The 21,947-nt window shown below is 71.9% G+C and carries 21 protein-coding genes; 12 read left to right on the plus strand and 9 right to left on the minus strand.

Annotated features, from left to right (window positions below):
* Positions 1 to 2,625, minus strand: a 2,625-nt coding sequence (locus tag ACFPZ3_RS01855) for an FtsK/SpoIIIE domain-containing protein (protein ID WP_379512143.1), incomplete at its 3' end; no start/stop codon positions are given.
* Between the two features lie 168 nt (positions 2,626 to 2,793).
* On the opposite strand from ACFPZ3_RS01855, the gene ACFPZ3_RS01860 reads away from it, so the two are divergent.
* Genes ACFPZ3_RS01860 through ACFPZ3_RS01870 form a run of 3 tightly spaced genes read left to right on the plus strand, consistent with a single transcriptional unit; the run spans position 2,794 to position 4,909 of the window.
* The gene (locus tag ACFPZ3_RS01860) at positions 2,794 to 3,318 is read left to right on the plus strand and encodes a sigma-70 family RNA polymerase sigma factor (protein ID WP_465263535.1); all 525 of its coding nucleotides are present in this window, start codon (positions 2,794 to 2,796) and stop codon (positions 3,316 to 3,318) included.
* Positions 3,319 to 3,352: 34 nt separating this feature from the next.
* Entirely contained in the window at positions 3,353 to 4,048 is a 696-nt protein-coding gene (locus tag ACFPZ3_RS01865) for an anti-sigma factor family protein (RefSeq protein ID WP_379512144.1), read from the plus strand.
* Between the two features lie 9 nt (positions 4,049 to 4,057).
* On the plus strand, positions 4,058 to 4,909 hold the full coding sequence (locus ACFPZ3_RS01870; RefSeq protein ID WP_379512145.1) for a PHP domain-containing protein: 852 nt from the start codon (positions 4,058 to 4,060) through the stop codon (positions 4,907 to 4,909).
* A 50-nt stretch (positions 4,910 to 4,959) separates the two neighbouring features.
* Here the strand turns inward: ACFPZ3_RS01870 and ACFPZ3_RS01875 are convergent, their stop codons facing one another.
* From ACFPZ3_RS01875 to ACFPZ3_RS01895, 5 genes are all read right to left on the minus strand, one after another.
* A complete protein-coding gene (locus ACFPZ3_RS01875) occupies positions 4,960 to 7,224 on the minus strand; it encodes a hypothetical protein (protein WP_379512146.1) in 2,265 nt (754 codons plus the stop codon).
* Positions 7,221 to 8,909 carry an ABC transporter permease subunit gene (locus ACFPZ3_RS01880; protein WP_379512147.1) on the minus strand — a complete coding sequence of 563 codons (1,689 nt, stop codon included), beginning with the start codon at positions 8,907 to 8,909 and terminating at the stop codon, positions 7,221 to 7,223. The genes ACFPZ3_RS01875 and ACFPZ3_RS01880 overlap by 4 nt, the downstream gene beginning before the upstream one ends.
* Positions 8,906 to 10,138 (minus strand): hypothetical protein, encoded by a 1,233-nt coding sequence (locus ACFPZ3_RS01885; RefSeq protein ID WP_379512148.1) that lies wholly within the window; start codon positions 10,136 to 10,138, stop codon positions 8,906 to 8,908. The genes ACFPZ3_RS01880 and ACFPZ3_RS01885 overlap by 4 nt, the downstream gene beginning before the upstream one ends.
* Positions 10,122 to 10,781, minus strand: coding sequence for an ATP-binding cassette domain-containing protein (locus ACFPZ3_RS01890; RefSeq protein ID WP_379512149.1), 660 nt, complete (start codon positions 10,779 to 10,781; stop codon positions 10,122 to 10,124). Before ACFPZ3_RS01890 ends, ACFPZ3_RS01885 begins: the two co-directional genes overlap by 17 nt.
* A gap of 69 nt (positions 10,782 to 10,850) precedes the next feature.
* Positions 10,851 to 11,459 carry a dienelactone hydrolase family protein gene (locus ACFPZ3_RS01895; protein WP_379512150.1) on the minus strand — a complete coding sequence of 203 codons (609 nt, stop codon included), beginning with the start codon at positions 11,457 to 11,459 and terminating at the stop codon, positions 10,851 to 10,853.
* Positions 11,460 to 11,542: 83 nt separating this feature from the next.
* Between ACFPZ3_RS01895 and ACFPZ3_RS01900 the strand changes: the two genes are divergently transcribed.
* The 3 genes from ACFPZ3_RS01900 to ACFPZ3_RS01910 are packed head-to-tail and all read left to right on the plus strand — an operon-like array spanning position 11,543 to position 13,978.
* Entirely contained in the window at positions 11,543 to 12,736 is a 1,194-nt protein-coding gene (locus ACFPZ3_RS01900; RefSeq protein ID WP_379512151.1) for an FUSC family protein, read from the plus strand.
* 4 nt (positions 12,737 to 12,740) lie between these two features.
* Positions 12,741 to 13,271, plus strand: a complete 531-nt coding sequence (locus ACFPZ3_RS01905) for an SET domain-containing protein (protein ID WP_379512152.1) — start codon at positions 12,741 to 12,743, stop codon at positions 13,269 to 13,271.
* Between the two features lie 29 nt (positions 13,272 to 13,300).
* Positions 13,301 to 13,978 (plus strand): hypothetical protein, encoded by a 678-nt coding sequence (locus tag ACFPZ3_RS01910; RefSeq protein ID WP_379512153.1) that lies wholly within the window; start codon positions 13,301 to 13,303, stop codon positions 13,976 to 13,978.
* On the opposite strand, the gene ACFPZ3_RS01915 is transcribed toward ACFPZ3_RS01910, so the two are convergent.
* The 3 genes from ACFPZ3_RS01915 to ACFPZ3_RS01925 form a co-directional block, all read right to left on the minus strand.
* Complete coding sequence (locus ACFPZ3_RS01915; protein ID WP_379512154.1) at positions 13,956 to 14,324, minus strand: hypothetical protein; 369 nt, start codon at positions 14,322 to 14,324, stop codon at positions 13,956 to 13,958. The two genes, ACFPZ3_RS01910 and ACFPZ3_RS01915, sit on opposite strands and share 23 nt — an antisense overlap.
* Before the next feature lie 103 nt (positions 14,325 to 14,427).
* Positions 14,428 to 17,874: a tetratricopeptide repeat protein gene (locus ACFPZ3_RS01920; RefSeq protein ID WP_379512155.1), complete on the minus strand. Its 3,447-nt coding sequence runs from the start codon at positions 17,872 to 17,874 to the stop codon at positions 14,428 to 14,430.
* Positions 17,875 to 18,031: 157 nt separating this feature from the next.
* Positions 18,032 to 18,724: a response regulator transcription factor gene (locus ACFPZ3_RS01925; protein WP_379512156.1), complete on the minus strand. Its 693-nt coding sequence runs from the start codon at positions 18,722 to 18,724 to the stop codon at positions 18,032 to 18,034.
* 176 nt (positions 18,725 to 18,900) lie between these two features.
* On the opposite strand from ACFPZ3_RS01925, the gene ACFPZ3_RS01930 reads away from it, so the two are divergent.
* From ACFPZ3_RS01930 to ACFPZ3_RS01955, 6 genes are all read left to right on the plus strand, one after another.
* Positions 18,901 to 19,152 carry a MoaD/ThiS family protein gene (locus ACFPZ3_RS01930; RefSeq protein ID WP_379512157.1) on the plus strand — a complete coding sequence of 84 codons (252 nt, stop codon included), beginning with the start codon at positions 18,901 to 18,903 and terminating at the stop codon, positions 19,150 to 19,152.
* Positions 19,153 to 19,222: 70 nt separating this feature from the next.
* Positions 19,223 to 19,888, plus strand: coding sequence for an LmeA family phospholipid-binding protein (locus tag ACFPZ3_RS01935; protein ID WP_379512158.1), 666 nt, complete (start codon positions 19,223 to 19,225; stop codon positions 19,886 to 19,888).
* 37 nt (positions 19,889 to 19,925) lie between these two features.
* The gene (locus ACFPZ3_RS01940) at positions 19,926 to 20,438 is read left to right on the plus strand and encodes a sigma-70 family RNA polymerase sigma factor (RefSeq protein WP_379512159.1); all 513 of its coding nucleotides are present in this window, start codon (positions 19,926 to 19,928) and stop codon (positions 20,436 to 20,438) included.
* Positions 20,438 to 21,295, plus strand: coding sequence for an anti-sigma factor family protein (locus ACFPZ3_RS01945; protein WP_379512307.1), 858 nt, complete (start codon positions 20,438 to 20,440; stop codon positions 21,293 to 21,295). Before ACFPZ3_RS01940 ends, ACFPZ3_RS01945 begins: the two co-directional genes overlap by 1 nt.
* Positions 21,296 to 21,322: 27 nt before the next feature.
* Complete coding sequence (locus ACFPZ3_RS01950; protein ID WP_379512160.1) at positions 21,323 to 21,739, plus strand: TlpA family protein disulfide reductase; 417 nt, start codon at positions 21,323 to 21,325, stop codon at positions 21,737 to 21,739.
* A 78-nt stretch (positions 21,740 to 21,817) separates the two neighbouring features.
* A complete protein-coding gene (locus tag ACFPZ3_RS01955) occupies positions 21,818 to 21,901 on the plus strand; it encodes a putative leader peptide (RefSeq protein WP_357918323.1) in 84 nt (27 codons plus the stop codon).
* Positions 21,902 to 21,947: the final 46 nt, after the last annotated feature.

Here is a 21,947-nt window from a genome sequence, read left to right on the forward strand (position 1 = left end):
GGCGGGCAGCCCCCGCGCGGCGGGCCGCGGCACCCCGAGCGCGGGCCAGGGCACCAGCCGCGCGGTGGCCGGGGCCGCGCCGGTGGGCGGCGGATCGCCCAGGTAGCCGGTCTGGAAGAGCTGAGGGGTACGCTGCTCCCCGCCCACCCGCATGATCATGCCCCGCCCGCGCAGCCGCGACGGGATCGTGGCCGCGTCGGGCACGCCGAGCACCTCGGTGCTGTCGGAGGGCTCGTTCTGCCGCAGCGTGATGCGCAGGGAGATGTTGTTCTTCAGCTCGGGGGAGAGCTTGCCCTGCAACGACTGGGTGGCCAGCACCAGGTGCATGCCCAGCGAGCGTCCCTTGGCCGCCACGTTGACCAGTTCGCGCAGGAAGTCGGGCGAGGTCTCCAGCACCCTGGCGAACTCGTCGAACACCATGACCAGCCGGGGCAGCCGGCCTCCGGCGTGCCAGTAGACGTCGATCTCGCCCCCGTACCTGGCCAGGATCGCCTCCCTGCGCCGCACCTCGGCCCGTACGGAGGCCAGGACCCGCCGCGCCGCGCTCTCGTCGAACACGTCCGCCGCCGTGTCACCGGTCGAGCGGATCAGTCCCACCACGTGTGGGCAGTGCTCGAACGGCAGGAACGCGCTGCCGCCCTTGAAGTCGACGAGCACCAGGTTCAGCTCGTCGGGCCGGTTGGCCAGTAACAACGAGGTCACCAGGGTCTGCAGCAGGATGCTCTTGCCCGCTCCCGTCGCCCCGCCGAGCATCGTGTGCGGCCCGTCCGCCGCGAGGTCCACGGCGACCGGGCCCGTGCCGTCGGCCCCGACGCACACCTTGGTGGTCGGCCCGGGATCGGCGGCCCAGCGCGTCAGCACGGCCTCCGCGGTGGGCGCGGTCAGGTCCAGGACGTCCAGCAGGCGTACGGCGGAGGGGATCACGCTCTCGGCCCTGGCCAGCGTGAGCCGATCGCGCATCGGCGCCAGCGCGCGGGCGATGCGCTCGGCGGCCTGCGCCCCGAGGCTCTCCGGCTGCACGGCCACCGGCAGTCCCTGGCGGCCCCGGGTGAGCTGCATGCCGGCGCCGTCGAGTTCGCAGACGCCGCGGCACTCGTTCAGGCTGCGCTGGTCGGCGCAGATGACGTACACGCCGACCGAGGGCCCCTCTCTGAGCACCTCCTTCATGCCCGGGATGTCGCGTAACGCCCGCGCCCCGTCCAGGATCACGACCACGTCCTCGCCGAAGCGGCGGTCCCTGACCTTGAGCCGCTCGGTGACCAGGTCCTTGAGCTCCTCGATCCGCTCCGTCCTGGTCTGCGGCGTGTTCCCGACCAGGCACGGTACGGGCGCCTCCACGTTCAGGTGCGGCAACCAGCGCGTCCAGGCCAGGTGCTCGCCCGTGGACGCGGTGATCACGATCAGCCGCAGCTCGTCGGGCGCCCGCAACGTGCCGAGCTGGACCAGCAGCCAGCGCAGCAGCCCGTCCACCGGGTCAGGCGGCCCGATCACGCCCAGCACGCCGATCTCGCGCAGGTCCACCGTGACCGGCACCCCGCGCAGCAGCGGCGGGACGAAGTCCGGCCACGGCTCACCGTCGAACGTGATCGTGGCGGGTTCGTCGGCCACCCCGACCCGCAACGTCAGCCCGTCGGGGGAGTCGGCGTTGCGCGGCCACAACCCGGGCCCCTCGTGGGTGGCGGCGAAGGTCAGGTCCACCTCGTCGGGGGCGACGACGTGCCGGAGCCACTGCTCGTGGACGACGTGCTGCCGTATTCGCTCGGACGTCTCCCCCTTACGCTGGTCGAACTCCCGTTCTTTCTTCTTGCGCTGCCGTCCTTCCACCCATTGAGTGCCGAAGAACGTGATCGGCGTCAAAATTCCGAAAAGCAGAAAATACGGACTTTTCAACAAGATCGCCATAGCGATGGAAATAGGCAGCGGCAGCAGCGACGAAAGCAGCGCCACCGCGATATTGCGCTGCGGCACCTCGTTCCTGGGCATGGTGATCCGCGCGGCCGGGGCGGCGGGCGCGGGGGAGAAGGCCCGGTCGAAGTCCACGCGCCCGTCCCTGCTGCGCGTGGTCCTCAGCCTGGCGGACGGCAGCGGCGCCCACCGCAGCCGGTCGTCGCCCACCTGCAGCACGCCGTCGGGCCGCAGCACGGCGGGACCGCGCACCGCCATCTCGTCCACGAGCGTGCCGTTGCGCGAGCCGAGATCGACGACGGTGGCCTCACCGGTCCACGACACGTCCACCCGGGCGTGCTGACGGGAGACCTTCTGGTCGCGCAGCAGGCTGATGTCGGTCCATTCGCGGCCGATCACGTGGCTGCCGGGGCTCAGCCAGACCACCCGGCCCGCGTCGGGGCCCGCGAACACGCGGATCGCTCCGGCCGCCGCCATCGGCCGCCAGGACTGCGTACGCTCGGGCTCGCCCACGTTGATCGTCGTCCCCGGCACCAGGGGGCTGTCGGCGACGGCGGCCTCGGGGTCGAGCTTGCCGCTCCCGACGTAACACGGCCGGCCCTTGACGGGGAAGGGCAGGGCTCGCAGCAGCGAGCCGATCGAGGTCTCCGGCTCCGCCGTCACCTCGACGTCGACGGCGTGGGAGGCTGCCGGGTCGCGGATCGTCAACCGAATGATCATCCAGTCTCCAGGGGACTGAAGCACGATTTAACGGATAAATCTAGTCATGCGGCTAGACGGGCAAACTACCTGCCTCCGGGCCGCGCCTCTGGCTAGAGTGATAAATCAATATCAGAGCATCGAGCGCGATATTTCATGATATCCGCAGCGCGAGGAGCCCGCCCGCTAGTGAATCACCGTGTAACGGACGAGGCCATGGTCCGAGCCCTCTACCGCGAATATGGCGGTCAACTCATGGCCTTCGCCGTCCGGCTGACGGGCGGCGATCGCCGCTGGGCCGAGGACGTCGTGCAGGAGACCCTCGTACGAGCCTGGCGCAACATCCACGATCTCCGTACGGAGTCCGGCTCCCTGATGCCCTGGCTGGCCACCGTCGCGCGCCGCGTCGTCATCGACAACCGGCGCGGCACGGGCTCGCGCCCCCTCGACACCGTCGAGAACATCCACGACCGTGTCCAGCCCGTGGCGGCCGAAGACGAGCGATTACTCAGGGAGATCGTCGTGACCGACGCGATGTTGTCGTTGTCTCCGGCACACCGCCAGGTCCTCACAGAGACGTTCCTGCTCGACCGGACGGTCCAGCAGGCGGCGGAGACGATCGGCGTGCCGGTGGGCACGGTGAAGTCCCGCGTGTACTACGCCATGCGCGCGCTGCGCATAGCGCTCGAAGAAAGGGGGGTGACGCTGCCGTGAGCATGGTGCGTCACGATGACAGGGGGGTGACGCCATGACCGAGATACAGCACGAGGACGTGGCCGCGTACGCGCTGGGCCTGCTCAACCAGGAGGAGCGGGCCGATTTCGAGCGCCATCTGGACGGCTGCGGCATCTGCGCGAGCGAGGTGGGGGCCTTCGCCGCGATGGGTGAGCTGATCAAGGGAGTGCACCCCGACGATCTCCTGCCCAGCCCGCCGGACCCGCAGGTCGAGTCCCTTCTGGTACGCCGGGCCGCCACCGAGCGCCGCCGCCGCACCTTCCACAGGGGGTTCATGTCCGCCGCCGCGTGCCTCGTGGTCGCGGCCGGGATCTTCCTCGGCGTCAGCTCCATGACCAGCACCCCCAACCCCGACAGCATCCACAGCCCGGCCCGCGACCTGCTCATGACCGGCCGCACCTACCCCGTCAGCGACGCCACCACCGGCGTGTCCGGAGTCGTCGGCCTGGAGGACAAGGGCTGGGGCACCCATGTCGCGCTGGAGCTCAAGGGCGTCAAGGGCCCGCTGCAGTGCCAGCTCATGGCCGTGGGGGACGACGGGCGTTCCGAGGTCGTGGCGAGCTGGGGCGTGCCCGAGAAGGGGTACGGCGTGCCCGGTTCACCCGACCCCCTGGTGCTGCACGGCGGTACCAGTCTTCCCCAGTCCGACCTCAACCACTTCACGATCCAGACCCTCGACGGCAAGACTTTGGCCACAGTGGCGGTGTAATAGGACTCGATGCGTATAGACCTGCACAGCCACAGCAGTGCCTCCGACGGCACGCAACCCCCGGCCGACGTGGTCCGCCGGGCCCGTGAGCGGGGGCTCGACGTGCTCGCGCTGACCGACCACGACACCGTCGCCGGACACCCCGCCGCCGTCGAGGCCCTCCCCGACGGACTGACCCTCGTGCCCGGCATGGAGCTGTCCTGCCGGCGCGGCGGCCAGAGCATTCACCTGCTGGCCTACCTCTTCGACCCGCACGAGCCCCGGCTGCTGGCCGAATGCGCCCGCATCAAACAGGCCCGCGAGGAACGCGCCCGGGTGACCGTCGAACGGCTGACGGAGCTGGGCGTGCCGGTCACCTGGGAACAGGTGTCGTCGCTGGCCGCCGGCGGCGCCGTCGGGCGGCCGCACATCGCCCGCGCCATGGTCGCCGCGGGCGCCATCGCCGAGCCGGCGCTGGCCTTCACCCCGCAGTGGATCGGCACGGGCGGCCGCGCGTACGTCACCCGCTACGCCCTGGCCCCCGACCGAGCCGTACGCCTGGTCCGCGCGGCCGGCGGCGTGCCCGTCCTGGCCCACCCGAAGGCGGCCAAGCGCGGCTACGTCGTCCCTGACGAGTGGATCGCCGAGCTCGCGGCGGTCGGGCTCTTCGGCGTGGAGGCCGACCACCTCGACCACGACGCCTACGCCCGCCAGCACATCCGCGCCCTGGCCCGCGACCTCGACCTGGCCGTGACGGGCTCCAGCGACGACCACGGCGAGCTGACGGGACACCGGCTCGGCTGCGAGACGACGGCACCCGAGGTCTACGACCGCATGACGGCCGAGGCCACAGGCGCCAAGCCCATAACCTCACAGCGCTAGCGACAACGCGCCAAGCCCGTCACCTCACAACGTGCGCCAAGCCCGTCATCTCACAGCGCCAGCAACAACGCGCGCAGCTCGCTGACCTGTTTGGGCTCGGCGATCCCGTCCCAGGGCGACAGCGCCGCCAGCCCCGCCTCCTGGTGTTCCGCGGCCAGCTCCCGCCGCAGCCTCCCCAGGTGCAGGTGGGCCAGCGCGGTGCTCACCCCGGCGGGCGGCAGCCGCGGCTCGGCCTCCTCCAGCAGCGCCACCACCTCCTCCTGCGGGTGCCCCGACCCCTCCAGCATGACCCCGGCCCGCTGCACCAGGCACCGCGCCCGCCCGATCTCGTCCGACGCCCCGGCGTACAGCCGCTCGGCCTGCGCCAGGTTGGCGCGAGCGTCGGCGTCCAGGCCCAGGAAATGGCAGGCCAGCGCCAGCAGCTCCCGGGCGTGCGCCTCCGCGCCCAGGTCATCGGCCCGGTCAGCCAGGTGGATGGCCTGGATGAGCACGGCGCGCGCGTTGGCGTACAGGCTGCGCGCCTCGGGACCGCGTCCGTCGTGATCGAGCGTCTGCCCCTTGCGCATGAGCAGCGCCGCCACGTTGGTCAGCCGCGACGCGTGCCCGGCGGCGTCGCCACCGGGCAACGCCTGCCCGTACCTGACGAGCGCGGACTCCACGGCGGTGAACTCATCGCCGCTGGCCAGCAGGATCGCCGCGTGCTCCAGGTGCAGCTCCGCGGGCCACGACTCCACCCTGACCCGCAGCTCGGCCGCCCGGTTGAAGTGCCGGCGCGCCGTGCGCGGATCTCCCGAGGTGAGCAGGATCGCGCACTGGCGCTGCTCGGCCGCGGCCTGCACGCGCTCGTCCCGGAGCGTCCTGGCGGCGCCGGCCAGCGCGGCGGCCGTACGCAGCCGGTCCTCGTGCCGCTGTTCGAGCCGGAACCAGGTCTCCAGCGCGTCCGCGATCAGCCCGAGCGCGCGCCCGGTCTTGGGCGCCGGCTCCTTGCTGGCCAGCACCTGCAGCAACACCCGGTCCTCCATCGCGAACCAGGTCCTGGCCTCCTCGGCGGGCAGCCGCTCCGCGTGGGCGCCGGCCTGCTCGGCGAAGTGCTCGACCAGCCGCCGCCAGGCCGCGACCTCCTGTGGCGTGCCGCTGTCACGGAAGGCGCTGGTGATCCGCACACGCGTCATCCGCACGTTCTCCACCAGGCCCAGCTCGGCCAGCTCCCCGATCGCGTCGGCGGCGGAGGGCACGCCGAGCAGCGCGGCGGCGGCCTGGTGGTCCACCTCGGCGATCGGCAGCCCGGCCAGCAGGATGAGCAGTTGTTTGGCGGTCGGCCGGAGCTGCTTGACGCTCAGGTTGAGCACGAAGTCGAGCGTCTGGTCGATGGGCAGGTTGCGCAGGTCGTCGACCAGGGACTGCAGACGCACGTTCGGGTTGCGGGCCAGCCAGCGGCCGACCCTGACGATCTCCAGGGGGCTGCCGAGGCAGACGTCCACCAGCAGCTCCAGCGCCTTCGGGTCGCGGGTGACGCGGTCGTCGCCGATGTGCCGGGCCAGCAGCGCCTGCCCGGCCTCCGGCCCGAGCGGGCCGAGCTGGATCGGGTCCGCGTGTTGCGGCAGCTCGTCCGAGAGTGTCCCGGCCACCACGATGTGCGCGCCGGGCACCCTGGGCGGCAGCCACTCGACCTGGCTCCACGTGCTGACGTTGTCCAGCAGGAGCACGCAGCCCGTGCCGGTGAGGGTCTCGATCACCTGCGCGGTCGCGTCCTGGGGCTCCTTGATGCCGCCGGGCGGGAGGTTGAGCGTGCGCAACACCCGCTGGGCCACGCTCAGCGGCGTCTCCGGGTGCTCGCGGTCGGGGCCGCGCAGGTCGGCGTACCGCTGCCTTCTGGCCTCGCCCGCCAGGTCCCACATGGCCCTGATCGCCACGGCGGAGGTGCCCATGCCCATCGCGCCCTGCACCACGACCACCCCGCGCTCCAGCGCACGGTCCTTGACCCGCTGGAGCTCGGCGTCCCGGCCGGCCAGCCCGTCGATCCTGTCGGGGAAGGGCACCGTGGCCAGCAGGGGCCTGGGAGCGGGGTCGCGGCGGCGGCGTACGCGGTGGGTGAGCCAGACGGCCGCGACCGGCACCGGGATGGCGAAGACGGCAAGCAGCCAGGTCGGGAGGCCGCCGGCGAGCTGCTTGATCAGCTCCTCCTGCACCAGCAGGACCGTTCCGCCCGCCGTGACCAGCCCGCCGAGCCCCAGCTCCGGCAGGTGCGCCGCGGCCCGGCGGTACCACCGCGACAACCCGAACCGCAGCCGGTCCCTGCGCGAGATGTCCGTCATCGCCGCACCCCCCGCGTCAGCCCCCGGTACAACCAGCGTCCCGTGACGGCCAGCACGAGCACGGGCACCGCGGTCGCGATCACCGCCTGCGCCGCCAGAGGGCTCGCGGCGCTCATGAAGTGCCGGGCCTGCTCCAGCAGGATCAGCGGCAGATGGTCGCCGGACGGCCAGTTGAGCAGCAGGCCGACGACCGCGTCGTTCCACACCAGGACGAACGCCAGCACCCCGGCCAGCACCACGGCGGGCCGCGCCTCGCGTACGACGTGGACCAGCTCCCAGCGGTCCCGCGCCAGCATGGGAGCCGGCACCCGCACGAACGCGTTGTGCAGCACCAGCACCGCCAGCGGGATCACCAGCGCCGCGTGCACGATGGCCAGCCCGGGGGCGGTGCCGATCGGGCTCAGCCAGCGTTGCAGCGGCACGGCGAACGCCTGCGGCGGCAGCGCGGCCAGGGCCACCGAGACCAGCAGGACCGGCCGCCAGGCGCGGCGCGGCAGCAGGTGCTCGTGGGCCAGCACGTACGCGGCGGGCACGGCGGCCAGCAACACCACGCAGACCACCGCGAACGCCCGCAGGAACGTGGTGCCCAGCGCGCCGGTGAAAGCGGGGTCGGCCAGCGCGTCCGCGTACGAGCCGAGCGTCCACGGCCCGCCGCTCCACCACCCCGACCTGGCCGCCTCGACCGGCTCCCGCAGAGAGGTGAGCACCAACGCCACGAACGGCAGCAACCACACCACCGACACCACCAGGCACAGCGGCCACAGACGCCGCACTTCACGGGGCCGCGGCACCGGCTCCGACCAGCCCATCCGGCCCCGCACCCCGAGCAGTGCCAGCGAGGCCAGCCCCGCCACCAGCAGCGACATCAGCACCGCGAGCGCGGCGGCCCCCGCGTCGCCCAGGTCGTCGTTGTGCCGCCACCAGTACAGCCCGCCGCCCTCGACCAGCGCCTGCGTCGACCCGGGCACGCCCATCAGCACCAGGTCGAACACGCGGGCCGCGGCCACCAGCGCGAACAGGTACGCCAGCGCCGCCGGCCCGGCCAGCGCGGGCAGCACCACGGACCAGAGCCGCCGCCACCGCCCCACGCCGAACGCCCTGGCCATCCGCAGCAGACCGCCCGGCAGCCGGGCCAGCGCCTCGTGGAAGACCAGGAACGCGATCCCGGCCCACTGCCAGACGAACGCCAGCCCGAGCACCATCCAGATCCAGCCGGGACCGAGGAAGGCCGTGTCCGCGCCCAGCAGGGCGGCGGCCAGGCCGCGATGGTGGCTGGTGTCGAACAGCAGCCGGAAGATCGCGCCCGTGGTGAGCGGGGAGACCACGGCCGGCAACACCAGGACGACGCGCAGGGCCCGGCCGACCAGCGGCCCGGCGTTCCTGGCCAGCCAGGCCAGGCCCAGCCCCACGGCGCACACGACCACGACCAGCACCCACCACAGGAGCGTGTTGCCGACCGCCTGCCAGGCCTGGGCGTCGCGCAGCACGTCGTACCAGGCGCCCGGCGTGGAGAAGCTGATCACCACGGTCACCAGGAGCGGGAACAGGATGACGCCCGCCGACAACAACACCGCGAGCAGCAGGTAGAGGGAGGCGCGCCAGCGGCTGAGCCCGTGGCCGGCGGCCGGCCCGCCGGCGTCGTGGTGCGGCGCGACCTCGAACAGGAAGGCGTTCTGCTCGCTCACCGGCCGCTCTCCCCGGCGTCGGCCACGATCTTGTCGCGGGCTGCCTGCGCCGCCGTGGCCGGGGCGGTCGTGCCCGCGGTGACGTCGGTGAACAACTCGGTCAGCACCCGCCAGAGCCCGCGCCCGTCGCCGCCCTCCAGCCGGCCGATGAGCCGGTCGGACAGGTCGTAGTGGCGGTTCGCGGCGCCGGTCAGGTCCGCCGAGGGGCCGCGCAGCAGCGGATGGGAGGGCACGCTGTACGGCGTCAGGAAGCCGCCCTCGCCGACCCATTCGGTCAGCGCGTCGTGCTCGCCCAGGGCGCGCGGCCTGGTCAGCCAGTTCACGAAGGTGAGGGCGTCCTGGCCGCCGCGCTTCATCGCCACGGCCACGTCGCCGCCGACCACCAGCGGGGCCGGATTGTCCCCGTGGGCGGGGAAGCGGAAGTGGGCGGCGATGCCCCTGCCGCCGTACAGCTCGATGACCGGCAGCGCGAAGTCCGGCGCGGCGAGCAGGTCGGCGGTGCGGTAGGTGAAGACGTCGAGCACGGAGTCGTGGAACTGCATGGTCAGCGCGCGCCTGCCCTGGTCGCGGGTGAACGCCTCACGCCAGAGGGTGGCCAGCAGGGTGAGCGCCTCGGTCACCTTGGCCACGCCCCACCAGGCCGGGTTGCCCTGCTCGGCGGGCGGGAAGAGCCCGCCGTAGACCTCGGGGGCGTAGGCGAGCAGCACGTTCTCGAACCAGTCGCTGAGCACCCACCCGTCGGCCGCGCCGATCGCGAGACCGCCGCGCGGGGGCTGCCAGGCGGCCAGGTCAGCGGGTGGTTCCTGCTCTCCCGCACGGTGCCACACGAGCGACTTGTGCGCGATCTTGAACCAGGCGCCGAGCTCCTCCCGGCTCCCGTACGGCGTCACGAGCCGCCGCCAGAACTCCGGCTGCGCGTGGCCGCCCGTCATGGGACGGACGCGGGGCCGTACCACCGGGTCGAAGAGCAGCCCCAGCCTGGGGATGACGGCCACGTCGGGGATGACGTCCTGGGCGGGGCCGCGCAGCAGGGCGCTGATGTTGTCGCCGGCCGAGTAGACGCTGACGGGCCGCTGGTAGCGCGCCATGTACGCGTCCACCACCCGCAGGAACCGCCGCAACTCCGCCCCGCTCCAGACCACCGCCACCCGCAGCGGCGACTGCGCGGCACAACCCGCCACCGCCACGGCCGGCACGGCGGCCAGCAACGCCCTACGACTCAGGGACATCGGCGATCTCCCAGAAGTGAGCGGGCGAGGCGAGACTGGCCACCCGGGTCCTGTCGTCGGTGACGACGAGCACGCCCAGGCCGGGATCGGCGCCCAGCGCCCCGCTCACGGCCGCGTGGCAGGGCCCGCAGCCCGTACGGTCCTCGATCACCATCACCTTCACCGGCTGCAACCGGCACAGGGCACGGGCCAGCGCGACGTTCAGCCGCTCGTCGTGGGCCAGTTCGTGCGGCCTTGAGCGAAGAAAGCCCTGGATGTTCATCCGCCTGGCCATGAACGTGATCCGGCCGCGCGCGAACGACGGCGCCAGGTCGTCACGCGTCGCGGCGAGCGCGAGGTTCCGCTCGACGGTCAGGTGCGGCAGCAGGCCCGCGTCGGCGGGGACCAGCCCGATCTCGCGCTCCGCGGGCCCCCACATGATGATCTGCCGGCCGTCGATGCTGATCCGGCCGTCGACAGGGGCCTCCAGGCCGAGCAGGAGGTCGGTGAACGCGTCGGCCTCCGCGGCGTCCCCCGCCACCACCACGGCGCTCTGCCCGGGGTCGAGGGTCAGCGGGTCGGGTGATAATCGGCGTGCGGTGCCATGTGTGTCCCAGGTGAGCCCGTTGATCTCCAGAAGAGGCACGTCCGCAACCGCCGTCATTTCGGAAGGTGATCCGCAGTTGACGTTCGCACAAACGGAGAATTACGGCAACGTGATTGAGCGATTCCGCTACGTGCTCACCCCGGGTCCGGCGAAGCAGGTCGTGAACCAGTCCCTGGCATGTCCGGCCACGGCCTCCAGCGCGCCGGGCTCCTCGAACAGGTGGGTGGCGCCGGGCACGACCGTGATCCGGCTCTCCGCGCGCAGGCGCCGCTGCGCCTCCTCGTTCAGCTCGATCACCAGGGGGTCGCGGCCGCCCACGATGAGCAGGGTCGGCGCCCTCACCGCCGCCAGCCGATCCCCCGCCAGGTCGGGCCGGCCGCCGCGCGAGACGATCGCGGCGATCGTGTTGTCCGGCTCGGCCGCCGCCCACAGGGCCGCCGCGGCGCCGGTGCTGGCGCCGAAGTAGCCGACCGGCAGTCCCGCCGCGTCCGGCTGCTCACGGACCCACGCGGTACGCTCCAGCAGCCGCTCGGCCAGCAGCCCGATGTCGAAGACGTTCGCCCTGTCGGCCTCCTCCTCCGGCGTGAGCAGGTCGAACAGCAGCGTGCCCAGCCCCGCCTCGTTGAGCGCGGCGGCCACGTAACGGTTGCGCGGGCTGTGCCGTCCGCTGCCGCTGCCGTGCACGAACACCACCAAGCCCCGCGCGGCATCAGGAACGATCAGATCGCCGGACATTCGCCACACTCCCCTCGCTGCAGCCTGCAGCTACCCGATTACGGACGGCTCTATCAGGGGCTCATCTGGGCAGATGGTGGGAAGTGGAGACCGAAAAGGGGCGCAGGCAGACGCTCACCGGCTCCCCGCTCGGACGCATCGTGTCGCGCGGGGCGTCGGCGCTCGCGCTGGTGCGGAGCATGGGGTTCGGGCGCTGGCTGCGCATGGAGCGGGAGGCGCTGGCCCAGACGGTCAAGGTGACGGCGGCGTGCGCGCTGGGGTGGTGGCTGGCCGCGTACGTGCTCAAGGTGGACCTGCCGGTGCTCGTGCCCGTCGGGGTGCTGCTGACGGTGTCGGCGACCGCGTACAGCACGCTGGTGCGGGGCGGGCAGCAGATCATGGCCGTGGTGGTGGGCGTGGGGGCGGCCACGGCGCTGGTCTGGCTGATCGGCGCCAACGCGGTGACGCTGGCCGTGCTGGTGGTGGCCGGCCTGGTCCTGACCCGGCTGCTCAACCTGCCCGCCCAGAACGTGCAGATCCCGATCACGGCGCTGCTGGTGTTCGCGCTCGGCAGCACGTACGGCTTCGCGCGCCTCGCGGACGTGCTCCTGGGCGCCGCCATCGGCATCGCCGCGAACCTCCTCGTCATGCCGCCCCGCTTCGTGGACAAGGCCCGCAAGGAGCTGAGCGGCCTGTCCGGCGAACTGGCCTCCCTGGCCGACGACATGTCCCGCGGCCTGCGTGAGGGCTGGGACGCCGACATGGCCCGCGACTGGCTCGACGAGGCCCGCAGCCTGTCGCAGCGCCTGGAGGACACGGAGGCGGCGGCGGACCAGGCGGCCGAGTCCGTACGCCTGTCGCCGCGCCGCCGCCGCTACGACCGCCGCCTGCGCCAGGTGGCCGAGGCCGCCACCTGCCTCGACCACGCCTGCCACCAGCTCAGGAGCGTCGCGAGGGGCCTGGCCGACCTCATCGAAGGCGTACGCGGCCTGCCCGGCGAGCGCGGCGCCGACCTGCCGGAGGCCCTGGCGGACGAGCTGGCCGCCCTGTCCCGCGTCTTCCGCGACTTCGGCATGCTCCAGGTCGGCCGGAGCCACCAGGAGGACATGGACGACCTGTGCGACGCCCTCGACGACGCCGAACGCCACCACCACCGCCTCGCCACGGAGTTCCACCAGACCCGCCACGCGGCGCTCCGGTCCCTCCAGGGGGCGCTGCTCGACGACTGCGCCAGGATCCGCCACGAGTTCGACCCCGACACCGGCCCTCACCGGGCCGCCTTCCCGAGGCACGATTGACCCCGTGCGAGAAACCCCTTTGGAAGCCCTGGAGCCGGACTGCTGGTTGCACCCACGTCTGGAGGTGCGCCCTTCGCCGGTCTCCGGCGTGGGCCTGTTCGCCACGGCCGCCATCCCGGCGGGCACCGTCGTCTCCCGCCTGGGCGGACGCCTGGTGACCTGGGACCAGCTGCGACCGCTGCTCACCGGCCCCTACGTCGACACCATCACCGTCTCAGAAGACCTGAACCTGGTCCTGCCCTCGGACACCCCCAACGGCAAGGGCAACCACAGTTGCGATCCGAACCTGTGGTGGACCGGCCCGTACACCCTGGCCACCCGACGGGACCTGACCCCCGGCGAGGAGGCCACGAACGACTACGCCACCAGCACTGCCGCACCCGACTTCACCATGGACTGCCGGTGCGGCGCCGCGCTCTGCCGGGGCCGGGTCACGGGCGCGGACTGGCGCCGCCCCGACCTTCAGGAGCATTACGGCGAGCACTGGGTGCCGGCGCTGCTCGCCCTCATCCGAGGTCAGGCGGTAGGGGCCTGACCACTCGTCCCCATGGCATACTTCGGCGGATGTCCGATTTCGCCGAGTTCCGCGCCGATGGCCGCGCGGCCCTGCTGTCCGGCCGGGCCACCCATGACGTTCCCATGGTGGAGGGCGCCAGCCGGTGGGGAGCCGCGGCCGTGCTGCGTCCTGAGGGCGAGGTGGTGGCCCGCATGACGGCGCTGGCCACCACCGCCCCCGCCCCCGGCCACTGGGTGCACGGCGGTCCGAACCTGCACCTCACCCTCAGGTCCCTGGAGCCGTACCGGGAGAGGATCCCCGAGGACGACCCGCTCCGCCGCGCGTACGGCGACGCGCTGGCCGAGGCCGCCGAGGGACTGCCGCCCGCCAGGGTGTACCTGGCGGGCGTGAGCCCGCACCCGGGCGGCGTCCTCGTGGGCGCGCATCCGCTGGACGAGAACCTCGACATCCTGCGGAAGCGCTTCGCCCACGCCCTGGAGTCGCGCGGCGTACGGGACCTGGAGCACGGCCGCGTCCGCGACCGCTGGTACGTCAGCCTCGTCCACTTCGTCGCCCCGCTCCAGAACCCGGAGGAGATCGTGCAGTGGTGCGACACCCACGCGGACACCGACTTCGGCACGGCCGAACTGCCCACGGCGGAGATCGTCCAGTTCACGCTCACCGGCACGGGCATCCGCGTCGACTGCCTGGAACGAGCGGCGATCAGCCCAGCAGCAGGGCTGTGACGAACTGCAGCAGGTGCCAGGCCACATAGGCGCTCAGCGAGCAGAACGCCCACTCCTTCCCCCGCCCGATCCGCGAGATCCACCGCAGTTCCTCGACCGGCTCCCGCCGCACCCGCAGACTCCTGGTCACGAAGTACGCCGACAGCACCCAGGCGGCCCCCGACCCCATGACCAGGGCGATCGAGATGGCCACCAGAACGGGGGACATGACAGGCCCGTCGCCGGGCAGGAGCTGCCGCCCCCAAGCCCCCACCACGGCGGCGAGCAGCGCGACGGCGATCCGCCTGTCCCTGCGCGCCTGTCGCTTGAGCCATTGAAGGTCTCGACGCAGATGGTTTCTGAGCATCCGGATCACCTCCGATTGGAGTGGCTGGTGAGACCAGCTAACGAAAAGATCCGGAAAAGATCTGCGACCTCAAAACCGAGATTTCACGACTTTTGTCGGTGTTTCACGCAAAATTCCGCAATTCCTCCGACACAAGGTGCGCCTCGAATACGTCACCCACTTCTTCGAGCGTCCGCGCCGCCTCCCGGAGATACGAAACCGCCGCGCTCCGCCGCCCCAGCCGCACCGAGATCAGCCCGAGCGCCCGCAACGCGCACCCGAGGTCGCGCCGTGTCCCGCACTCCAGGTGCACCTGCCTGGCCTGCCGCGCGTACACCAGCGCCTCCTCCGCCCGATCCAGCTCCAGCAGCACCATGGCCAGCGTGGTCAGCGCGGCGGCCCACCGGTCGCGCGTGCCGGTCTCGTTCTGCAGCTCGACCGTCTCCCTGGCCGGGTCCAGCGCCTGACCCGGCCGCCCCGCCGTGTGCAGCGCCTGCGCCACCGACAACAACGCGCTGGCCCGGTTGTCGCGCAGCTCCTCCCTGAGCGCCAGCGACGCCTTGGCCGCCCGCAGCGCGTGCCCGTGCCGCCCCAGCGACAGGTACGTGTACGCCAGCGTCTCCTGCACGTCGGCCTCCGCCCGCCGGTTCCCCATGCCCTGCACGATGTCGAGGGCTTCGAGCGCGTACACGAAGGCCACCTGCGGCTGGCCCTGCCGCCGCCGCACCCGCGCCAGCCGGTTGAGCATGCGGGCCTCCACCGGCTCGTCGCGGATCACCCGGCTGATCGCCAGCGCCTGGTTGAGGTAGTCGTCGGCCCGCAGGTAGTCCGACAGCCGCCAGTGCACCAGCCCGATGTCCCCGAGCGTCTCGGCCTTGCCCTGCTCGTGGTGGAGCTCGACCTGTACGGCGAGGGCCTGCTCGTAGTGGGCCAGCGCCTCGTCGTACCGGGAGCCGTTGCGCGCGATGCGGCCGAGCGCGCACAGGGCCCGCCCGCAGCCGTACTGGTCGCCGGTCGCCGTGTACCCGGCCAGCGCCCGCTCCGCGTCCCGCCGCGCGTCGTGGTGTAGCCGCAGCAGATCGTAGATCTCGGCCAGGCACAGCAGCGTCTCGGCCTCGGCGTGCTCGTCGCCCAGCTCGTGGCAGATCGACAGCGCCTCCAGGCCCTCCGACAGGGCGGCGTTCGGCTCGCCCAGGTTGCGTTGCACGGTGGCCAGGATGATCAGGCTCTGGGCGGTGCCGCGCCGGTCGCCGAGCTCCTCGCGTACGTCGAGGGCCTGGCCGGCGTGCCGTAGCGCCGGCTCGTACCGCTCCTGGGAGAGGTGCAGCCGCGACAGCGTGTGCAGGCAGTTCGCCACCCCGGCCAGGTCGCCGATCTCCTGGTAGAGGTCGAGGGCCTCGCCGGCGTGGCGCAGCGCGTCCTCGCTGTTGCCCGCGATGCCGTGCACCTCGGCGAGGTCGTTGAGCGCCCGCGCCCGCCCGACGTTGTCGCCGAGCGAGGCGAAGTCGGCCAGCGCCTCCCCGATGAACCTGGCCGCCAGCGTCGAGGGCCCGATGTCGCGGTGGATCGAGCCGAGGTTGCTGCGCATGAGGGCGATGGCCCGCCGGTTGCTCACCTGCATCGCCGAGGTCAGCCCGCCCTGCTGGATCTCCAGGTTGTTCTCGTAGTACCGCAGCCGCCTGAACGGCTCGAACACCGCCTCCGCCAGCCGCCACGCCATCCCCTGCGCGCCGCTCTCCTCCGCCAGCCGCGCGATCGAGACCAGCGAACGCCGCTCCGCCTCGAACCACTCGCGCGGCGTGCCGGGATCGGTGGCCATCGCCAGGTAGTGGTCGAGCAGCCGTGTCCTGGCCTCCCGCACCCCCGCCTCGGCATGCCTGCCCAGCTCCCTGGCCAGCCGTTTGACCAGGTCGTGCACCCGGTAGCGAGGCCCGGGCAGCGGCTCCACCAGGTACGCCCGGTGCAGCCCCTCCACCGCGACCACCGCCTCGCCGACCGGCACGCCGAGCGCCGCCGCCAGTACCTGCGGCGTGAAGTCCCGCCCGGGCAGCAGCCCGACGTGCCGGAACGCCCGCCGCTGCGCCGGACTCAGCGACTCGTACGCCAGATCCAGCGCCGACCTGAACGCCTCCTCCGGATCGCCCACCAGCAGCCGATCGGGCCGCCGCAACTCCTGCACCCGCGACCGCACGCTCAGCCCCGGGTTCTCGGCCAGCTTGGCCGCCGAGATCCGCAGGGCGAACGGATGGTAGGAGCACACCCGCGCCAGCTCGGCCAGCGTGTCCCGGTCGGCGGCCCGCGCCGATCCCGCGCCGAGCACCGCGACCAGCAGCGCCACCGCGTTGCCCGGGTCGAGCACCGGCACGTCCATGAGGTCGGCGTGCCCGGTGGCGCGCAGCGGCGCCATCCGCGTCCTGCTGGTCACCAGCACCACGCAGTCCTTGCTGCCCGGCAGCAGCGCCCGCACCTGCGCGGGGTCGGCGGCGTTGTCGAGGATGAGCAGCAGCCGGCGCCCGGCGATCCTGCTGCGGTAGAGCAACATCAGCTCGGCCTCGTCGGCGGCCGGCATGTGCTCGCCGACGCCGAGTGAGCGCAGGATCTGCCCGAGCGCCTCGGCGGGGTTCATCGGCGGCTGGGTGGGCGACTGGCCGCGCAGGTCGATCACGATCTGACCGTCGGGGAACCGGTCGGCGTGCTGGTGCGCCCAGCGCGTCACCAGCGCGGTCTTGCCCACGCCCGGCAGGCCCTGCACGACCATGGTGTTCGTCCGCTGAGGGCGTTCCAGCCAGGCGGTGAGCAGGTCCAGGCTGTGCTGCCGCCCGGTGAAGTCGGGCACGTCGGCGGGGAGCTGGCGCGGCTTGGGCACCTCGCCCACGGGCAGCGGCTCGGCGGGCCCGCCCGGCCGGGTCAGGAACGGCGTCACCCGCCCCGCCCACGGCGCCGACAGGTGCTCCCAGCTTCCGGCCGCGCCACGCAGGGCGGACGGGTCGGCGATCCGCAGCCGCCGGTACCCGGGCCTGACCAGCCAGCCCCGCTGCGTCCACTGCGTGAGCTGGCGCTGCACCACGTCGGGCGAGCTGCCCACCAGGTCGGCCAGCGTCTCCATGGACAGCGGCGGCGCCGACTCCGAGGCCAGCCCGTAGCGCTCGTCCAGGTGCAGCAGCCACACGGCCAGCCGGGTGGCGACGGGGGCGCGGGCCAGCACCTCGTGCCTGCGCGCGGCCACGTTCCTGGCGAACAGCTCCTGGATCAGCGCGGTCGCCACGGCGGGGCTGGTCGAAGCGTGCTCGCGCAGCCGCCGCAGCCCGATGGGCCAGGCCTGCACCTCGGTCAGCGCGTCCACCTTGACGCGGTCGGCGGGGCTCCAGAAGGCCAGCTCGCCGACGAGGTCGCCGTCACTCCGAAGATCGTGTACGGCTTCGCGCTCCCCGGCCGGGCCGTACTCCCGCGCGTAGCCGTAATCGATCAGGTAAACGTTGCCGGCCGGCCGTAATGGCGAGCAGATCGTCTCGTTACGTCGGAAGACGCGCGGGCGGGCGCCCTCCTCCACCAGCGGTCTGAAGAGCCCCACCCCGACATCACCCCGCCAGGCTCGATTCCGCACGTGCGGCCAGCGGTGACGTGCGCGATTTGGGTCCAGGACGGCGGTGTCCTCGACATGACAGTCGCGAAACAGCCTGTGCGACGACCTGTCACATCAGTGGACTCCAGCGGGAACCCGCTGTCAATCAGACGTTGGCCGTGTCGGTCCGGTCGGGGACGAAGCGGTAGCCGACGTTGCGGACCGTTCCGATCAGCGATTCGTACTCGGTGCCCAGTTTGGCCCGCAGCCGTCGCACGTGGACGTCGACCGTCCTGGTGCCCCCGAAGTAGTCGTAACCCCAGACCTCCTGCAGCAACTGGGCGCGGGTGAAGACCCGGCCGGGGTGCTGGGCGAGGTACTTGAGCAGCTCGAACTCCTTGAAGGTCAGGTCGAGCACCCGCCCGCGCAGCCGGGCGGTGTAGGTGGCCTCGTCGATCGACAGGTCACCGCTGCGGATCTCGTCGGGCACGTCCTCGGACGCGGCCTGCGTGATGCGGCCCGTGGCCATGCGCAGCCGCGCCTCCACCTCGGCCGGCCCCGCGCTGTCGAGCAGTACGTCGTCCACGCCCCACTCGGCGGTCATCGCGGCCAGCCCGCCCTCGGTCACGATCACGAGCAGCGGGCAGTCGATGCCGGTGGTGCGGATCAGCCGGCACAGGCTCTTGGCCTGCACGAGCTCCTTTCGCGCGTCGACGACGACCGCGTCGGCGGGTGGGGCGTCGATGAGCGCGGACGCCTCCGCTGGAGCGACGCGGACCGAGTGGAGCAGCAAGCCCAGCGCCGGGAGCACCTCGGCGGACGGCTCGAGGGCGTTGGTCAGCAGGAGCAGGTTGCTCATTACGGCCTCCTCAAACACGCAAGGACCCGGGGGCTTCATCGCCCAGGTCCTGTAGGTGAGGATAGCCCACGTGTTAGTCGCGTCCATTGCGCGTCCAGCAGGTGAACAGCGCGTCTCCTGAAACAACCTTGTTAAGGGCGCCGCACAATAGAGCGGAAACAGATTGTGAGGCACGCATGGCCACGGGAAAGGTACGTTATTGGGCGGCTGCCAAGGAAGCCGCCGGTGTCGCCGAAGAGTCGTTCGACGCGGTCACTCTTGGTGAACTCATGACCAAAATCACACAAAATCGTGCAGATCTGGCACAAGTTGTACGTCGTTGCTCGTTCCTCGTGGACGGTTCGCCGGTCGGCAAACGGCCCCATGACGAGGTGCTTCTCGGTGACGGCGCGACCGTGGAGGTGCTGCCCCCCTTCGCAGGCGGGTGATGAGGCGGTTTGTCGGGGAATGAGGGAGGCCAGTCGGTAGGCTTGACCCCCGCCCCAGACAGGGAGCCTCATGCGGAAGCTGATCCTTTTCCTGATCGTGCTCGTCATTCTCCTCGTCGCCGTCGATCGCGTCGCCGTGGCGGGAGTCGAGCGCGACCTCGCCAACAGGATCGCCGCCGCCTCCGACCTCTCGGCACCACCCACAGTGACAATTGAGGGCATCCCATTTCTCACTCAGGCCATCTCGGGACGCTATCCAGAGGTACGGTTCAATCTCGGCACGTTCTCCTACGGTGGCGTGCCGATCAAGAACCTTCGGGGAGCCGCGTACAACGTGACGGCGCCCCTCGCCGACGTCCTCCAGAACAGAGCCAACATCCAGGCCGAACGCGTGGCCATCAGCGGCACCCTCACCAGGGCGACGATCGACAAGTACGCCCCCCAGGGCGTCAAGATCGGCGGCAACGGATCGCGGTTCACGGCGTCGGGCGAGGTGACGGTAGGGGTGAACAAGGTGAAGTTCAACGCCGAGATGCGGGTCGTCGTCGCCGACGGGGGCATCAGGCTGCAGGCCGAGAAGATCCAGGGCGTGCCCGACCAGTTCGCCCGGCTGGTCTCCTACCCCATCCCGTTCAAGGGGAAGCTGCCCTTCGACGTGCGGGTGACCCGGGTCAGGAATGTGGCAGAAGGGCTGGAGATCTCCGCCGAAGCGTCTGACGTGCCGATCCGTGGATGAGGCTGAACCGCTTCGCCCCTCCCTACGTGATGAGGGTGTGACAGCAGCGGACACCGCCGACGAGGAACTCGTGAGGACCCTCTTCGACGAGCACGCTGGCCCCCTTTACGGCTACGTACTGCGACTTACCGGTGACACCGGGCGAGCCGAGGACGTCGTCCAGGAGACCCTGTTGCGGGCCTGGCGACATCCCGAGGCATTGTCCGACCGGCCCATTCGCGCGTGGTTGTTCACGGTGGCCCGTAATCTCGTCGTGGACCAGCATCGCGCCAAGAAGGCCAGGCCGCCGGAGATCGGCGACGAGGCACTGGCGGTGTTGCCGGCCGACGACCAGCTGGAGCGGGCGGTCGAGTCGTGGGCGGTGGCCGAGGCGCTGGCCGCGCTGCGGCCCGAGCACCGCGACGTGCTGCTGGAGGTCTACTACCGGGGGCGATCGGTGAAGGAGGCGTCGGCGACGCTGGGCATTCCGCCGGGCACGGTCAAGTCCCGTACGTACTACGCGTTGCGCGCGCTGAAACTGGCGCTCGAAGAACGGGGGCTGGCACCGTGATGACGTGTGAGGAGGTTCGCATCTCGCTGGGAGTGCACGCCCTGGGCGCGCTCGAACCCGATGAGGCGCTGGAGATCGACCACCACCTGGCGACCTGTGACGACTGCGGCGCGGAGCTGGCCGAGCTCGCGGGCGTGACCTCGTTCCTGGGCAAGGTGTCGGAGCGTGACGTCGAGCTGGTGGCCAGCCCCCCGCGCCAGGTGCTCGACCGGCTGCTGAACGACCGCGTCAAGCGGGCCAGGCGGGGCCGCGTCCTGATGGCGGTGGCCGCGTCGGCGGCGGTGGTGGCGGTGGGCGGCACGGTGTGGACGTCCGTCCAGAGCAGACCGGCCTCCGAGTCGGCCGCCGCCGGGGCTCCCGCCTCGGCCCAGTCGCAGGAGCCCGCGCCCCGCGCGTTGAGTGAGGACAGCTTCGCGCAGCGGGACGAACCCCAGACCAAGGCACGCTCAGAGAGCGCCGCGCCCCGAGCCACGCTGAAGCCGAGCGAGGCGCGCTCCGGAAGTGCCTCACCCCTGGCCACGCCGAGGCCGAGCAAGGCGGCCCAGGGGCGCGAGTTCACCGGCGAGAACGAGGCCGCCGAGTACTACGCCACGGTGGTCGCCCTCCCCGCCGACAGCGGCACGGACCTGGGCGTACGGGTCAACGGCGTGCCCGTCGACACGGCCTGCGGCCTGATCGTCGTGGGCAGGGGCGGCAACCGCGAGATCGCGCAGAGCTGGGTCGTGACCCGCGAGGACTACCAGGCCGAGGCGCTCTTCCGCAGTGAGACGACGATGAGCATGCGGGAGATCGACCACTTCGAGGTCGTCGACCAGAAGACGGGGAAGCTGCTCGTCAAGGTGCCGATTCGGAAGTAATCGCGGCCTCGGGTGGTTACAACGGCGATGACGGGTTTGTGGGTGGCGCTGGCGACGCTGGCGCTCGGGACACTGATCGGGGTGGTTCGCCTGCGCCGCGACGGACGCGTACGCGACGACGCCGGCGGCGAGCGGCTGTCGGCGGCCGACCTCGGCTCGGGGCTGGGCGAGCGGGCCACGCTGGTGCAGTTCTCGACCGCCTTCTGCCAGCCGTGCCGGGCCACCCGGCGCGTCCTGGCCGACGTGAGCGCGCTCGTGCCGGGGGTGAGCCACGTGGAGATCGACGCCGAGTCGCGGCTCGACCTCGTGCGGCGGCTGGACATCACCCGCACGCCCACCGTGCTCGTGCTCGACCGGGCGGGTTCGGTGGTCAAGAAGGCCGCAGGACAGCCGCGCAAAGCCGACGTCCTGGCGGCGCTGGCGTCGGCCGTACAGGAGACTTGACTGTGAGGCGTCTCACAAGTTGTCTCAGCAACCGGACGAGATGTGACAGATGACGAGACGCCGAGTAGTGTCGTGCGCATGAACCCGACGACAGAGCTGCTCACGAAGCGGCGCGCGGTTGATTTCTGCCGCGTCGCCACTGCACTCTGTCGCGCTGCCTGAGGACGATCTCGCGCGGACTTCTGAGCCGCCCCAAATCGACCCTGCA

It is taken from the genome of Nonomuraea insulae (genome assembly GCF_042656245.1).